The organism is Belliella baltica DSM 15883, from assembly GCF_000265405.1.
Lineage (GTDB): Bacteria > Bacteroidota > Bacteroidia > Cytophagales > Cyclobacteriaceae > Belliella > Belliella baltica.
In genome coordinates this window covers 1,871,572-1,886,818 of record NC_018010.1, presented here as the reverse complement: position 1 = coordinate 1,886,818, position 15,247 = coordinate 1,871,572, and the positions used below count along the sequence as shown (strand labels likewise).

Below are 15,247 nucleotides of genomic sequence, written 5' to 3'. Positions count from 1 at the left end.
TTTATCCATGGATGCTGAATCGATCAAACACCTTTTGATAGGGGTAGTTGCCTTTGGTTTTTTATTTGAAAAACTCCTTAGTTTCTTAAACAGTAGAAGAAGCCTACCTGCAGTTCCAAAGACATTGGAACAATATTTAGATGAAAAAAAATTAAAGCGTGCAAAATTATATCAAAAGGCTAATTTTCGTTTTGGCTTGATTTCAGGAACTTTCAGCTTTGTACTTACTATCTTGATGATCTATTTTGGAGTTTTTGGATGGATAGATAGCTGGTTAAGCGGGTTTGTTGAGAATCCGATCTTCTTATCATTGATTTACTTTGCAGTGATTTTTATCGGTTCTGACTTGATTTCTATTCCTTTTGATTATTACCATACTTTTAGAATTGAAGAGCATTTTGGCTTCAACAAGTCAAATAGGGCGACATTTTTTACAGATAAGTTGAAAGGCTACGTACTTTCCATTGTGGTCGGTGGTGGGTTGTTAGCTTTACTGCTATGGCTTATCCATCAGATTGGGAAAGGTTTTTGGTGGCAATTTTGGATCTTGGCGTCTATTTTCATGGTATTTGTGAATCTATTCTATACCGCATGGATTCTTCCAATTTTCAACAAGCTCACCCCGCTGCAAAGTGGTGAGCTTAAGGAAAAGCTTATAGCTTATACAGCAAAAGTAAACTTCCCTTTAGAAAATCTTTTCGTGATTGATGGGAGTAAAAGGTCATCAAAAGCCAATGCATTCTTTTCTGGATTTGGAAAACGAAAAAAAGTGGTCCTTTATGATACGCTCATTGAGCAACATACACCTGACGAAATTGTGGCAGTTTTGGCCCATGAAGTAGGTCATTACAAAAAGAAACATATTCTTATCGGAATGCTCAGCGGAGTGATTCAAGTGGGGATTCTGTTGTTTATCCTCTCCCAATTTATCCATAGTCAAAATATGAGTATGGCACTTGGAGGAAGTGAAATGGCTTTCCATCTGAACATCATTGGATTCACCATGCTTTTCTCCCCGATTTCAATGGTCTTAGGGATATTTATGAACATGATTAGCAGAAAACATGAATTTGAAGCTGATGCATATGCTAAGGAAACCTTCGCGGGTGAACCTTTAGCGGAAGCCTTAAAAACGCTATCAATCAATTCGCTGAGTAATATCAACCCGCATCCTTGGTATGTTTTTGTGAATTACTCACACCCTCCTTTAATAGAAAGATTAAAAAAATTAGAAGGCTGACGAGTGAAAAAAAACAAGCCCTTTTTGAAGAAATAGAAGATAAATCACAAACAGAACTCTACTTATTTGCCTCTTTTTTAATAAATTAGCTTTATGAAGATTAGAGACCAAAAAAACTTCTTAAACGAACCTGAAGCCCTTTATGGCACTTATTCCTATGCAGATTATCTTTCATGGGATTTGGAGGAAATGGTAGAGTTGATCAAAGGCAAAATCTTCAGACAAGCCGCAGCTCTAAGAAGGATTCATCAAGAGGTATCGGGAATAGTATTTAATAAGCTTTTTAACTTTCTTGAAAGAAAAAAATGTAAAGTATTCTCGGCTCCATTCGATGTTCGACTTCCAATTAAGTCTAAGAAAAATGAAGATATAGACACCGTCGTGCAACCTGATATTTGCGTTGTCTGTGACATGGACAAACTTGATGAAATGGGCTGTGTGGGAGCACCGGATCTGATTATCGAAATTCTCTCCCCAAGCAACAACCAAAAAGAGTTGATCAATAAGTATGAAGTCTATGAAGAAAGTGGTGTCAAAGAGTATTGGATTATTCATCCTTCGGAAAAAACCCTTTTTATCTACACCCTAGTTGCAGGGAAATACATTCCTTCCAAACTCTACACCATTGGCCATCAAGTAGCCTCTACTGCCATTGAAGGTTTTGTTTTGGACTTAGAGCAAGTTTTTGAGGGGTTGGAGTAAAAATTCATTTCCTTTTACAAATTCATAAACTGTTTTTGATGCATTACGTATTTTTATGTCATACTCCTCTTGTTGTGCTATGAAAAAACTCATTATTATTTTCTTCACACTTTATTTTTCAAACAGTTCTTTTGCGCAAGACCTACTTTGGGGTTTGCAACTCAAAAGTGGTATTGCTACACAGGATTTCTATCAGGAGTCAGGAAGATTGGTGGTGCCAGAATTGGCCTTTTTTACCAATTATCAAATCCCAAACAAACCAATTGAAGTAGGCTTCAGTCTTGGCTATGGCCTCTATGGTACAGAGCTCGAAAAACGCAATGACCTCTATGTAGGATTCAATGACGAATTGAGATTGAGAAGAAATAACAATATGCTGAGCATGGCTGGGGTTTTCCGGTTTTTCCCTCAGGTTTATGGAAAAGTTTTTCCATTTGTAGAAGCACAATTGGGCGCAATCTATGCTTATTCTCGCTTTAAGATAAGAGAAACTGCTACCACAGAACCCATCGAAGAGGGTCGAGATATGGCAGATTGGGCGAGAATGAATCAGCTTGGTGGTGGCTTGCTTATCCCATTAGGCAAAGACTTCAATGGAAATATTGAAATAAGATTGATGTACCAAAATACAAGTAGATTGGATTACCTCAAAAGTGGAGACACCACTTTTCTTCCGGATCCGGATGGGGAAGTCAATGGAGTTTTTGAGTACAATATCCGAAGGTCAACATTGAATATGATACAACCATCTATTGGAGTGAGTTTTTACATCGATTAGCCTATTTTGGCATAGAGTTTGAAAATTGTGAAAAATAATACTAAACCAACTATTGCAATACCAAAAACAGCCGAGAAAGAAATTTCCCGGCTGTTTTTTTGTGCTTTAAGCTTGATCAAATAGCTTGATTCTTCAATCCACAATCTTTACTTTATAGAAGACATTGTAATCGCGTTCCTCTTCAGGATTAGCATTGTCATTGATATAAATCACCCCATTTTTATCCAAAAACTCAACAGAACCTTTAACTGGCATTTCATTAATTACCCCTATTTGTTCTCCATTCTTTACAAGGATAAAGTAAGGTTTAACGTATTGCTTTGAAGCCTCTTTATATTCATCACTATTCCAATATTGCTCTGAAATAGCCCTTAATTCATTCATTTTTGACTCTGGTATTTTTGACTGAAATTGAACCAGACAATATTCACCGGCATAAAGCACATTATTGAAAGACGGATAATCATTGTATTTACTTGAGTTATCTGGGGAAATAGCAGGAGCAAAATCAGGCCTTTCGGGATGTTGTAGTTGAATTTCTTTGCTAAGTTTTATTTCTTCTCCAATTTCATAAATAAAAAGCTGAGACCCAGTTAGGGGAAGTAATACATAAGACTTTTTAGTGTCATGAAGCGCTACAAAAGATATGTTGTTTCCCACGAATCGCTGATTTGCTCTTGGCTCCCAGCTAGCAGGATAGGATTCTAATATTTCATTTTCTTCTGTTTCTAAATTATACCTGTAAATGTTGCTTATTTTATCATAGTAGCTTATTCCAAGAGTTTTGGGATCACTCTCTTCAGCGGAAAAGAAGTTTAGCTCTTCACCTATCATCATCATTTGACCATCTTGTATATACGGGTGAAAAGTCGTTCTAGTATTGTAGATTGTAATTCTATAGATTTCTTTTGAATTGTAGGGGACTTTTTGGAGCTGTTTACCTTCTAGGTTATAGATAAAATAAGAAGTCATTAATCCCTGTGCTACAAACCTATCTTTGTCCAGAAATTTATACCCAAAAGCACCATTCCTACCTAACCCATCAGGACCATCATTATTAAGTTCATACTCTTGAAGTTTTTCACCATTTAAATCTGTCAGGAAAAGGTTTTTATTATTAGAAACAAATAGTGCCTTTCCAGCTTCCAAATTAATGTCTTGAAGACGAAGAATCGATAATTCATCAATGACTAAAGAGTCTAACAGTTCCAATTCAATGATTTTGGACGGATTGGCTTCGATATTTTCCTCAATTTGGCTACAACTAAACAAAACCGAACCTAGGAGTGATAAATGTAAAAGTTGCTTGTGAATTGATCTCATAATATTAAAATGTTAATGATACTTTAATTAGTGTCACTTTTACCTAATTATATGACTTGATAAACAAAAAAGATTCGGAGTCACCCGAATCTTTCATTTAATTATTTATGCCTTCTTTACTTTCCTCCACAAAAACACAGGCAATCCTAAGAATACACCAACGACACTGAAAACCAATCCGCCGATAGTTCCTATTGCTAGAGAGAACCAAAATACTTCATTTTGTCCTTCGATCACAAATGGAATTAAACCAAAGCAAGTGGATAAAATAGTCAACATGATCGGAATAGCCTTGCCAGCCGCCGCTTTGATCACATTTCTATTGTAATTGCCCACACTGACCGATGCTCTATTGTTGAGGTCATTTACGATGAAAATAGCTGCATTCACCGCCAATCCACCAAGCATCACAAAGGCTGCCCATCCTCCTTGGTCATAGTAAAAGTCAAAGAGAGAGAAAATTAAAAACAAGCCAATAAAGGAAAGAGGTATAATAGCAATGATATAAAATGGCTGTCTTAAATTTTCAAAAAGCACTGCTGTGATAAAGAACACACCAATAATCAAAATCCCCATCAAACCATATTGTCTTTTTGCTTTGCCATAACCCCAAGCCCATGATTGTTTGCTAGCAGAATATCCAATAGGCATTGATGTTTTCATTTCTTCCAATACCTCATCCAAATACTCTTCTCCAAACTTTCTAGATCCCATATATTCAAATGCAACAGATCTGATATACTGTCTATCTTCTTTGTTTAGTGCATTGGTGGTAAATTCCTTATTTAATGTTCCAAAATTACTGACTTTGAAAATATTATCCTCACCAGTAATAAGACTGCTCTCTTCTAAATCAAATTTGGAAAAACTATTTGCATCTTTTTCTCTTACGATCACTCCATAATTCTTCTCGTCCAAAGCAACATAAGCAGATGGTCCCGAGGGCTTAGAAACATCATTAAGTGAATTGATCAGCTGATATTGATTCACACCTCCCAAAGCAAGACTTGCTTGATCTAGTCGTAGCACATATTCTTCTGTTTTGGATTCGTTGTAGTTAAGCCGCTCGTTGGTATTGACTTCTTGAATCCTTTTATGCTTCAAAAGCTTTTCAGCTAATATTTCAGATTGCCTTTCCAGTTCATCAAAATTGTAGCCCTTCATCGTTACATTGAAGGAAGGAATTCCCTCACCTCCACCACCAGTGTAGAATCCTTGCCCTACTCCATAAATATTCCATCTTGCACCAGACCAATCAGTAGATTTCACAGAAAGCCGTCCTTTAAGCTGATAGGGCAAAGCTGACTTTTCGTAAGCCTCCTTAAAAGTGATTGTAATATTCGCATATTGACCTGATTGAACTGAGGTGACAAACTGATCTATCCCTTCTACACCTTGCAGGAATCCTTCAAATTCGCGCATGATGAAATCCATCTGATCCAAGGTGTTTCCAAAAGGCAATCTTGCAGTTACATATAACCTTGTCTTTTCAGCTTCTCTATAACCAGATTTTTCATAAACCCCCCTTACAAACATCCTCAAAGATCCACCCAGTGCCTTGTCCACATAAGGTCTAATCTCTTCTTGATAAACCGTGGACCCGATTGTCTTATTGTACCATTCTTGCCCTTCCCATTTGGCAGGGAGGAAAAAGACAGGAAGTCCGAAAAGTAAAATAAGCAGTGTTACGAAAGACTTTCTATATTTAGCTGTAAAAGCAATGCTTTTGCTATAAATACGAAAAGCTTTAACGCGTTTTCTCAATTGAGCTACAGAAAGTTCCCTGCCTTTTTGACCCTTATTTCCAAATAATACAGCATACATAGCTGGTGTAAATAGCAATGCAACAACTAATGAAACTCCAAGCATCGTAGCCACGACTATGGAAAATTCGGTGAGGTTTTTTCGATCTTCTTCAGGCAAGAAAAACACAATCATCAAAGCCGCGATTGTCGTTAGTGACGCTGCTAAAAGCGCTAAAAACACCTTTCGGTTTCTCTGCTTATGTAAATGATCAATCATGATAATGGCATTATCCACAATCAAACCAAAGGAAATAGTCAATCCGGCAAGTGAGTAAAGATGAATATCCACTTTAAGGAAATACAGAATAATCCCCGTCACACTCAAATTGATCACAATTCCCAAAAATAGGATGCTAAGATATTTGAGGTTCCTGTTGATAATAAAAATAAAAACAATCAAAATCAGAATGGATAATCCTGATCTTTTGTAAATTTTATTTAATTCCTTTTCTAAAAATTCTGTGTCGTCATTCTCTAACCTTACTTCAAAACCAGCCGGCAATAATACCTTAGAATCTTCGATGGCTTGTTTGATGTTTTTTGCCAAAAGTACCTTATTAACACCATCCCGGTTGATTACAGCAAGTGTTACAGAGTTATTTCCATTGATTCGATAATAGTTGTTGGCTTCTGCTTCCTCTAAAGTTAATTGAGCCACATCCTTCAAGTATATTTCAGCGCCCTCTTTGGTAGTAATCAAAAGGTTTTCAATTTGATCCAAAGAAGACAAAGATCGATCTACTTGAATAAAAAGCGTTTCTCCTCTACTATTTACTAGAGAACCCGGAAAATTTCTTCCAAAAGCTGAGGAAATCGCTGCACCTATATCTGATCTAGAGAGACTTAGCGCCTGTAGTTTTTTGATATCATAGGTCACATAAAGCTGCAAATCATTGGCTCCTCGAATTGTGACTTCTTCAATTTCCTCAAATCTATTTAAAGCTGTTTTAATAACATCTTCCGCAATTTTTTTGATCTCAAAAGAAGCAAATGGACCATTGACACTGTAAGTTAGAATTGGGGTTTTTAGATCTGTTCTCCTTGCTGAACTTTGTGTAACTAGCGGATAACTTACGTTTTGATCTAGCGAAGGGTAAACCTGACGAATAATCGAAGCAACTTCAAATTTCTTAAACTCCATATCCGTCTCCTTGTCAAACCGAAGCGTAATCGATCCTACATTGTAATTGGAGATAGAGTTTACTTTTTTGAGTTCTGCAAGCTGAGATAAAGCCCCTTCCAAGGGAGATGTTGCTAATTTTTCTACTAGTTCTGGTGAAGATCTTTGGACAGAATAACTCACTGTGAGCACAGGCTCTTGTTCCCGAGGATTGAGATCTACCGATAATCTTGGCACCAAGGCAAAACCTATAATAGCCAAAACAATAAACGATATGATAATTCTAAATGGAGTCATACTTGCTTATTCCTTTTCCTTGACACTCACTTTTCCACCAATAAACCAATATGCTAAAGGCACAAAATACAAAGCTGTAAATGTACCAATCGTCAAACCACCAATCACAGAAAAAACCAAAGGTCTCTGTAAATCTGCCCCAAGTCCAGAACTGAATACAACAGGAAGCAATGCCAAAATAGTCGTAATAGAAGTCATCAAAATCGGCTTCAACCTGATCTCTCCTGCTTCGTAAAGCGCACGGTCCAAGATTGCTTTGGGATCCAGGTTTGTATTTTCTGAATATCGTATTCTCAATCGGTTGACTGTATCAATCTTCAAGATCGCATCATTCACCATGATTCCCAACATCACCACCAATCCTATGGCAGACATGACATTTAGGGATGTTCCTGTCAAAAGAAGCACGATAAATGCTCCTCCTATTCCCAGAGGAAGTGTGAAAATCACGATCAAAGGCTGTACAAAACTCTCAAATTGAGCTGAAAGAATGAAATACAGCAGCAAAACGGCAATCATCAAAATACTCACCAATTGACTGATCGTTTCTTTGTCTTTAAAGTATTGTCCAAAAAAGCTGACACCCAAATTCTTGTCAGATCCCCAAAGACTGATATCTCTGTCAAACTGTGTAGGGTTTTCTTCATTTAGCAAAACTGATTGGTAAATTCCTCCCTTATCAGCGGTGACATATTTATAATGATTTTCATAATCAAAATATATGAAATTGCTAAGAGCATATTCATTACCTTCTTTCCCAATGATATTACTCGTCCGGAGAATTTGCTCAAAATCTGAGCGTTCTCCTTTCATCCTAATTGGAGTTATTTCTCCAAATCTTTTGATTTCAGTAATTTGAAAGGTGCCAAAAAGCTTTTGAATCTGTTCTTGAACAGCTGAGGAAGAAATCCCATAAAGTGCCATTTTAGCTCCATCGAGACGGAAGATAACTGAGGCTTCTTTTTGAAGTCCCGGTCCTCTTTCAAAATCTTGAACTGGAAAAGTAGAAAGCCAAGAGTCCATTTTGGCTTCCTCCACAGGTCTCTTTGTTGCCAAATCCTTCCATCTCACTTCATAATATGGAAGATTTGAAGAGAAAAGCTGATCAAATGCATTTGGCGCATCCATGATGTTGATATTCGCCTCAGGATAGTTTTCCTCTAAAATTTTCCTGAGGCTCTCCATTTCTACTTTTTTCTTCTCTTGTGTTTCGAATAAAAAGTAAACACTCGCCTGCTGAATGGAATTTTCACCATCAAAGAGCAAAAACTGTCTTACACCTACATCAGATTCAGCCTTGAGATAATCTCCATCCAAAGACTGCAGTACAGTAATCAATCTATCTCGATTTTGCTCCACACCTATTGGTTCGTTCCAGTCGATCTCTACCAAAGCATCAAATTTCTCAATAGGCGGAAGTCCTTCCGTTTTCAACAACTGACTCACCAAAAGTGCTATAGGAATAAAAACCAAAAAAATCACAAAACTCAACCCTCTCTTCTTGAAGATGATCTGATAAAGTCTCTTATATGATCTTAAGACTATTCCAAAAAACTTGCTGTCTTCTTTTGCCAACTCTTCCGCAGATTTGTTTCGAAAAAAGAAATGATACAACATCGGCAAAAGAATAAATGCCACCAATAAGGAAACGAACAATATCGCTGCTACCGAAACTGCCTGATCGTAAAACAAAGCTCCAGAAATTCCACTCAGGAAAATCAAAGGAATAAATACAGCCAAAGTAGTCAATACGGAACTGATCAAAGCAGACATCACTTCATTTACCCCTTCTACACAAGCCTCAAAAATCGCTAAGCCTTCTTTCCTTTTTCTCGTGATATTGTCCAAAACAATGATGGAGTTATCAATCAACATCCCAAGTCCTAAAGCCAAACCACTTAAAGAAATCACATTGATAGAGATGTCAAAGAAGTAAAATACCAGAAAACTGATGATTAGTGAAGATGGTAAACTTATCCCGATAATAACCGGCGTTCTATAATTGCCCATGAAAAGGAACAATACTCCAAAAGCAAACAAACCGCCGAATAAAAGAGAGGTCTGCAAATTGCTGATTCCAGCATTAAGGAGCGTCGATTGATCTTGTGTCAGTTCGAAATCTACCTGCGGGTAATCATTTTTGAAGTATTCCAAAGATTCGTAAATCAATGGCATCATTTCATTCATCTTGGCCGAAGCCTGCTTGTGAACAGTGATAACCAGACCTTCTTTAGTACCAAAATAATGGTAACCCAGCACATCTTTGTTTTCATATTTCACTTCTGCAACTCTTCCCAAATCTACGGTGAGTCCATCCTGATTCGTAACAGGAAGTCGCATGATATCATCCGGCGTATCCACTCTCGTCGCCAGTCTAAGGTAGTAACGAAACTGACCATCCTCCACACTAATTCCTGGCAGTTCTTCATTCCCAAATCGAATAGCTCGGATGACATTTTCCTCCGTCATTCCCAAAGCCCTCAAAGCAGGTTTATCTGGAGTAACAGTTATACTGCGTTCTTTTTTTCCATTGATATCTACCAAGGAAACCCCTTGCAGTTGTTCCAATCGCTTTTTGAGGACATTTTCTGCAAGTAAACTCACCTCTGTGTAATCTATCCCTTCTTTTGGGACGACTTGCACGCGGGCTACAGGAATATCATTTGTGTTGATTCGAATGACCTGAGGGCGATCAAGGTCCGAGGGAAGAGAATTGGTAATTCTATCTATTTTTTCATTGACATCGATGTAAGCCAATTCCATTTTGGTTCCATAATCGAAAGTCAAGCGGATCGTACCCACTTCACTTCCTGACTTACTTTCCATGTCTTCCAGCCCATTGAGTGTCATCAATTCATCCCGAATCCCTCTCAGCACATTTTGTTCAATAGCCTCGGGAGAAGCATTTGGATAATTGACTTTGATGACGATTTGTGGAACATCAATCGGTGGAAGCAGAGAAATGGGCAATGTTCTAAAGACAATCACACTGAAAACCATCAGTGCCAAAAATGTCATTAAAACTGCAATAGGTCTCGCTAATAAAAATCTAACCATAGCGATTAATCTTTTACGATTTGAATTGGTGCTTGATGGGCAAGCTGTAAGTTATTGGTAGTGATCACCGTGCTGTTAGGCTCTATTCCGGAAAGTATTTCTACTTCTTTACCGTTGTCTTTGCCTACCTCTACATAGTTCCACTTAGATTCGTTATTTTCAATGGTAAACACCACCGCTCTACTAGATCGATAGACCAAAGCTTGTTTTGGAACTACAATGCTATTACTTTGAGGTGCTCTGATAATTGCTCTTGCATTCATTCCCGGCAATAATCCTTTGGATCCATTTACCAATAAACTCACTTGAACCAAGCCATTTTCATCTACTTTCGGATTGATACTTCTGACAGTTCCTGTCACCTCTACACTTGATCCACTTACAGGATAAACTTCTGCTTTCTGTCCAATTGAAATCAGGTTGATATCAGATTCCAACACTTTTACTTTTAATTCTAGCGAAGATGTGTTGATAATTTCCATGAAATCTTCTCCATTGGAAACTAGACTTCCTTTTTTGATCAGCAGATCTGCTACCCTTCCTGAGATAGGTGCTTTGATTGTAGATTTTTGAATTTCTAATTCCGCTTCTCTCAAATCTATTTCAGCGGAAAAAAGTCCACTTTTTGCTTTGAGTTGATCCACCAAACTTGTTTTCCTTAAAGTATCTGCCGAACTCATAATTGAGTTAAAACTCAAAATTTCTGAATCAAAAGTCGCTTGTGCATTTTTCAAAGCAATTTTAGCTTTCTCAAGTCTAAACTGTGCTTCAGAATCGTCTAGTTTGGCCAAAATTTTACCTTTTTCTACATAATCTCCTTCTTTCACATTCAGCTCACTAAGGATACCTCCCCGTTGCGTTACAATTTTGACTTGATCTAGCGCATCTATTTTACCTGTCGCATTGATCAGGTAATCGAAAGTTCGCTGTTCAGCTTGGGCGACCCTCACTGGGGTGGCTGCTACTTCTCCTCTAAAGGATTCTGTGGGAATTTCTTGGCTTTCTACTTTTTCCTCTTTACAGGATAATGTTGTGGTCAACAGTACAGCCGCAATAAAAAACAATCTAAAATGCTTCATACAATAACAGAAATGATCTAACAAGCCAACAATAAACTAATTTATTAAATACGATCAAAGTATCATAGTGTTAAAAAATGAAAAAATGTGATGAAAGTGGGGTGGGAATAGTTATTGGTTATTGGTTGATTGGGGGAATGGGGATTGGGGTTGGAAAGTTGGGGGCTCTCACAGATTACACAGATTACGCGGATTTTTTTATGTTGATGATTGGGGGATTTAGGGATTGTGTTAAGCGTTAATTGTTAAATATTAAGCGTGGAAAGACACTAGGTGATTGAGTTATTGAAGTGAATGTTAAAGGTTAAGAGATAAATATTATGGGATTGGAAGATTGAAGATTCGAAAATTGGCGGGCTCGCGCAGATTAGGCGGATTTTTTATTTTGATGATTGGCGGATTTTGGGATTGTGTTATTAGGGGATTAGGGAATGAGGTTGGATTGCTTTGTACATGGTACTTTGTACATGATGTACTTCCCTAAATGAGACTGTTCATTTAAGTGTGTCTGCTAACTTTAAATAATATGAGTAAGAAAAAGATAATTGATGACATCTTAAATGATCCTAAGATGAGTGAACGTTTGAAAGAACGTCTTTACAGTATGAAAGGATTACAGGGAAAGAAGCCTTCAGAGCTTTTACCCATTCGTATACCTGGATGCCCCATACACTTCAAAGTACGCCAAGACGGCAAATACACCAACAGCGCCTTCTATACGGTATATTCAGTGGATTGGGAAGGAAACAGGGACGTATTAGGGCTTTATATCAATTCTCTGGTGGGGAAGGAGCTAAAAAATGGGGTATGGTGATGGAAGACCTGAAATCAAGAGGAGTAAGCGATATTCTGGTAGTTTGTACGGATGATCTGCAGGGATTTTCAGAACAGATTCAGGAAGTTTTTCCTGCTTCAGTTATCCAAAAGTGTAACGTCCACCAAATGCGGAATTCGTTAAAATATGTTGATAAAACGGATAAGAAAGCCGTAATCAAGGACTTGCGCCAAGTCTATACTTCTACCACCGAAGAGGCTGCTAAGACAGCGCTATCAGCTTTTGAAGCCATCTGGGGAAAGAAATACCAGTATATTGTCAAACAATGGAGGGAAAACTGGGCCGAATTGATGGCTTTTCTGGATTTTCCTTTATCGATGAGAAAGATGATCTATACGACAAATCCGGTTGAGGCACTCCATAGAATCATGCGAAAACTGATAAAAAGCAAAGCTGCATGGACATCAGAAACTGCACTGTTGAAACAGCTTTACTTATCGATTACTAGGAACGAAAAGTCATGGAAATGAAAGGCCTATGGCTGGACCTCCATACAGCGGGCAATAATGGAACTGTACCCAGAAATGATACCAAAAAAAATTAAATTGATAACCCATTGCTTTAGTTGATCTAGATCAACTAAAGCAATGGGTTACTGCAAAAATTAAAACCTAGACACAGTTTAATAAACTATCCCCATTTCAATTAATTCTATATAAATTATCTTGGTTGAAATTCAATTAATCAAAAATCAAACGCTTCAAATACAAATTCTCATCTTTCTCTCTGATTAAAAAACTAACTGTATCTCCTTTCACTTGAGGAATCAATTTTCTTAATTCATTTAAGTGCCATGATCCTGCCAATTCCTTTTCTTTGATTGTCATATTCTCAAGATCAATTTTCATCAACATCCATTTATAAGTACCCAAACCATATTCCCTATCACGGGTATCAAATGAACTGTAGGTCGCATAAAAAATTTTTTCAGAAGAATTTTGATCGGAAGCCAATCCATTGAACTGATCAGTTAGCGGAGCGGAAAATGGATCATTGGTGTAATATCCAATTTCAGGATCATGATGTTCAGATTCCAATTTATATACACCATTCAGATCACCATTAAGCAAATACTCTTTCAAAATCGGAACTCCAGCCACATTAAGGATATAGATTTTTCCGTCTTTGATGATTTTGTTTTCGTTTGAACTCAAAACCAAATTTCCAGTTGTATACGGCTTAGGAAAAGAGCCAAAATCATTTAAAAATTGACCATCTAAGCCAAACTCTGTAACTATTTTTGAATTTTTAAACCTGTCACTCAAAGCACCATCATAAACTGAGCTAAGAAAAATCGAATTTTCCTGAATTTCAAAAAGCCCCATAAAAGTTGGCTTTTGAGATAAGTTTTTAAAATTTAATTCTATTTTTTCTTTAAAATTTTTATCCAAATCAAATACAAAAATTGATCTAATTAAATCATTCAAAATATAAATTAACTCTCCTTTGATATAGAAAAATGTCATATCCTTTTCAGGTAGAGGGAATGATTCTATGCTATCAGTTTCAAAATTTGAAAGAAAGGCTCCTGATTTAGAATGAAATAAATTAATACTTCGAAAAGAACCGTCTCCAAACCCTAAAATACTATCATTGAATACTCTAGGATTATAGATTTCGCCAAAACTAAATCTACTATCATCGATTTGAACAGAGTCGATAATTATTAAATCACCTGATTCTAAAGAAAAATTAGTTTCCTTACTATTACATGAAAATAATATAATATATATTACTAAATTGAATAAATAGTTTGATTTCATAATTAAAATTTTCTTTTAAAAAAAGGCTATTTCTTAAATCAGAAATAGCCTCTAAACTTAATTAGGCTCGCACAGTAGTACCTCTAGCGACAGTAACTTTACCATGTTCACCACAATCGTAAATTGCAGTAGCCCCTCCTTCATTTATACTTTCTAAAGTACAAGGAACAGCCTTTGCATCCTGCACATTAATGAAGAACATACCAACCATGGCAAACATGATTAGACCTGATTTTAGAATTGAATTTTTCATAATAATAAAGTAAATTTTTCCACACACTTTTAGGCAGCGCAGTACTCCTAAAAAGTATTCCTAACCGGTATTGAAGACTTTTCGATGCTCAAAGTACCCCCCCCGAAATTAAAAAACAAGTTTTCCCTAATTTTTTTTTATAATAATATCATTTTTTTATGTTGTTAAAACATACAAATAATACATTTATTTACTAATTCAAACGGTTTATTGTTACTAAAAACCATTTTGTTCACCTAAATAATATTTTTAATTTATTTAAAAAAAATATCATCTAAGAATTAATTCCTTTAATTAGGATTAATAAAAATAGCTTTGAATTGTAAAGTCTTAATCTTGAAAAACCAGGATTAGAAAAAATACTTACTTCAGTCTCGAAAAAATCAACTCCCCTGGGAGAGTTAGCATCAAATCAAACATTTCGATTTCTGGTCTAAAAAATTCTATGGGCTCGGGATATAATCTTAAGCGCATCCCTGCTGGTTTATTTTCTTGATAATAATCAATCAGCGAAACGATGGTTTCTTGATCGGGAACTTCTAACCTTACAGGAACTATCCCATCCTGAATCATTTCTAATTCCCTTGCAGCACCTTTAGACAAATCTATGACACGCTTGGATGTTTTAGGTAAGCGATCATTTACCCGAACCCAGACTTCACGGTGATTTCTTAGATTGACCACACGAAGCATGGTGCCAAAAGGAAGGTGCTTGTGGGCTGCTGTCAACTTTTCCATATTGTATATTTCACCATTTGCCGTTTCCCGCAAATGAAATCTTATTCCATAATAACTTGCTATTCCTTCTTCAATCAAAAAAGTAGAATCCGCTACATGGACATTCTCCATGAGAATGATCTCATCCTGAGCTTGAACGCCTGTCAAGCCAAAGAATAAAAATAAACCTGTGATTAAGCTGATTTTTTTCATCTGCGAACCTTTGACAATTTATATGCCAATTGCTGTCATTTATTAAAGTCTCACTTGGAAAGGAT

10 protein-coding genes and 1 pseudogene are annotated in these 15,247 nt (G+C 36.7%); 4 read left to right on the top strand and 7 right to left on the bottom strand.

All coding sequences use genetic code 11. From position 1 onward, the window contains the following. The first annotated feature begins 7 nt into the window (after positions 1-7). The 3 genes from BELBA_RS08720 (at position 8) to BELBA_RS08710 (ending at position 2,720) form a co-directional block, all read left to right on the top strand. Entirely contained in the window at positions 8-1,240 is a 1,233-nt protein-coding gene (locus BELBA_RS08720; protein ID WP_014772357.1) for a M48 family metallopeptidase, read from the top strand. A 93-nt stretch (positions 1,241-1,333) separates the two neighbouring features. Further along, positions 1,334-1,942 (top strand): Uma2 family endonuclease, encoded by a 609-nt coding sequence (locus BELBA_RS08715; RefSeq protein WP_014772356.1) that lies wholly within the window; start codon positions 1,334-1,336, stop codon positions 1,940-1,942. 79 nt (positions 1,943-2,021) lie between these two features. Next, positions 2,022-2,720, top strand: a complete 699-nt coding sequence (locus BELBA_RS08710; RefSeq protein WP_014772355.1) for a hypothetical protein — start codon at positions 2,022-2,024, stop codon at positions 2,718-2,720. Positions 2,721-2,852: 132 nt separating this feature from the next. Here the strand turns inward: BELBA_RS08710 and BELBA_RS08705 are convergent, their stop codons facing one another. The 4 genes from BELBA_RS08705 to BELBA_RS08690 form a co-directional block, all read right to left on the bottom strand. Further along, the gene (locus tag BELBA_RS08705; protein WP_014772354.1) at positions 2,853-4,043 is read right to left on the bottom strand and encodes a hypothetical protein; all 1,191 of its coding nucleotides are present in this window, start codon (positions 4,041-4,043) and stop codon (positions 2,853-2,855) included. Positions 4,044-4,148: 105 nt separating this feature from the next. Next, positions 4,149-7,265: an efflux RND transporter permease subunit gene (locus BELBA_RS08700; RefSeq protein WP_014772353.1), complete on the bottom strand. Its 3,117-nt coding sequence runs from the start codon at positions 7,263-7,265 to the stop codon at positions 4,149-4,151. 6 nt (positions 7,266-7,271) lie between these two features. After that, positions 7,272-10,322 (bottom strand): efflux RND transporter permease subunit, encoded by a 3,051-nt coding sequence (locus BELBA_RS08695; RefSeq protein WP_014772352.1) that lies wholly within the window; start codon positions 10,320-10,322, stop codon positions 7,272-7,274. A 5-nt stretch (positions 10,323-10,327) separates the two neighbouring features. Further along, a complete protein-coding gene (locus BELBA_RS08690) occupies positions 10,328-11,401 on the bottom strand; it encodes an efflux RND transporter periplasmic adaptor subunit (protein WP_014772351.1) in 1,074 nt (357 codons plus the stop codon). Between the two features lie 608 nt (positions 11,402-12,009). On the opposite strand from BELBA_RS08690, the pseudogene BELBA_RS20470 reads away from it, so the two are divergent. Further along, positions 12,010-12,805: pseudogene (locus BELBA_RS20470) on the top strand (IS256 family transposase); the annotation flags it as partial. Between the two features lie 111 nt (positions 12,806-12,916). On the opposite strand, the gene BELBA_RS08680 reads toward BELBA_RS20470, so the two are convergent. The 3 genes from BELBA_RS08680 to BELBA_RS08670 all read right to left on the bottom strand — a co-directional run bounded on the left by BELBA_RS08680 (position 12,917) and on the right by BELBA_RS08670 (position 15,182). Further along, the gene (locus BELBA_RS08680; RefSeq protein WP_014772349.1) at positions 12,917-13,999 is read right to left on the bottom strand and encodes a hypothetical protein; all 1,083 of its coding nucleotides are present in this window, start codon (positions 13,997-13,999) and stop codon (positions 12,917-12,919) included. A 61-nt stretch (positions 14,000-14,060) separates the two neighbouring features. Next, positions 14,061-14,252, bottom strand: coding sequence for a hypothetical protein (locus tag BELBA_RS08675; protein WP_041779294.1), 192 nt, complete (start codon positions 14,250-14,252; stop codon positions 14,061-14,063). Positions 14,253-14,615: 363 nt separating this feature from the next. Beyond that, a complete protein-coding gene (locus BELBA_RS08670) occupies positions 14,616-15,182 on the bottom strand; it encodes a septal ring lytic transglycosylase RlpA family protein (protein ID WP_014772347.1) in 567 nt (188 codons plus the stop codon). Positions 15,183-15,247: the final 65 nt, after the last annotated feature.

Bases quoted from the DNA above. Each gene is read 5' to 3' on its own strand.
- BELBA_RS08720 (WP_014772357.1), top strand. From the start codon at position 8: ATGGATGCTGAATCGATCAAACACCTTTTGATAGGGGTAGTTGCCTTT.
- BELBA_RS08715 (WP_014772356.1), top strand. From the start codon at position 1,334: ATGAAGATTAGAGACCAAAAAAACTTCTTAAACGAACCTGAAGCCCTT.
- BELBA_RS08710 (WP_014772355.1), top strand. From the start codon at position 2,022: ATGAAAAAACTCATTATTATTTTCTTCACACTTTATTTTTCAAACAGT.
- BELBA_RS08705 (WP_014772354.1), bottom strand. From the start codon at position 4,043: ATGAGATCAATTCACAAGCAACTTTTACATTTATCACTCCTAGGTTCG.
- BELBA_RS08700 (WP_014772353.1), bottom strand. From the start codon at position 7,265: ATGACTCCATTTAGAATTATCATATCGTTTATTGTTTTGGCTATTATA.
- BELBA_RS08695 (WP_014772352.1), bottom strand. From the start codon at position 10,322: ATGGTTAGATTTTTATTAGCGAGACCTATTGCAGTTTTAATGACATTT.
- BELBA_RS08690 (WP_014772351.1), bottom strand. From the start codon at position 11,401: ATGAAGCATTTTAGATTGTTTTTTATTGCGGCTGTACTGTTGACCACA.
- BELBA_RS08680 (WP_014772349.1), bottom strand. From the start codon at position 13,999: ATGAAATCAAACTATTTATTCAATTTAGTAATATATATTATATTATTT.
- BELBA_RS08675 (WP_041779294.1), bottom strand. From the start codon at position 14,252: ATGAAAAATTCAATTCTAAAATCAGGTCTAATCATGTTTGCCATGGTT.
- BELBA_RS08670 (WP_014772347.1), bottom strand. From the start codon at position 15,182: ATGAAAAAAATCAGCTTAATCACAGGTTTATTTTTATTCTTTGGCTTG.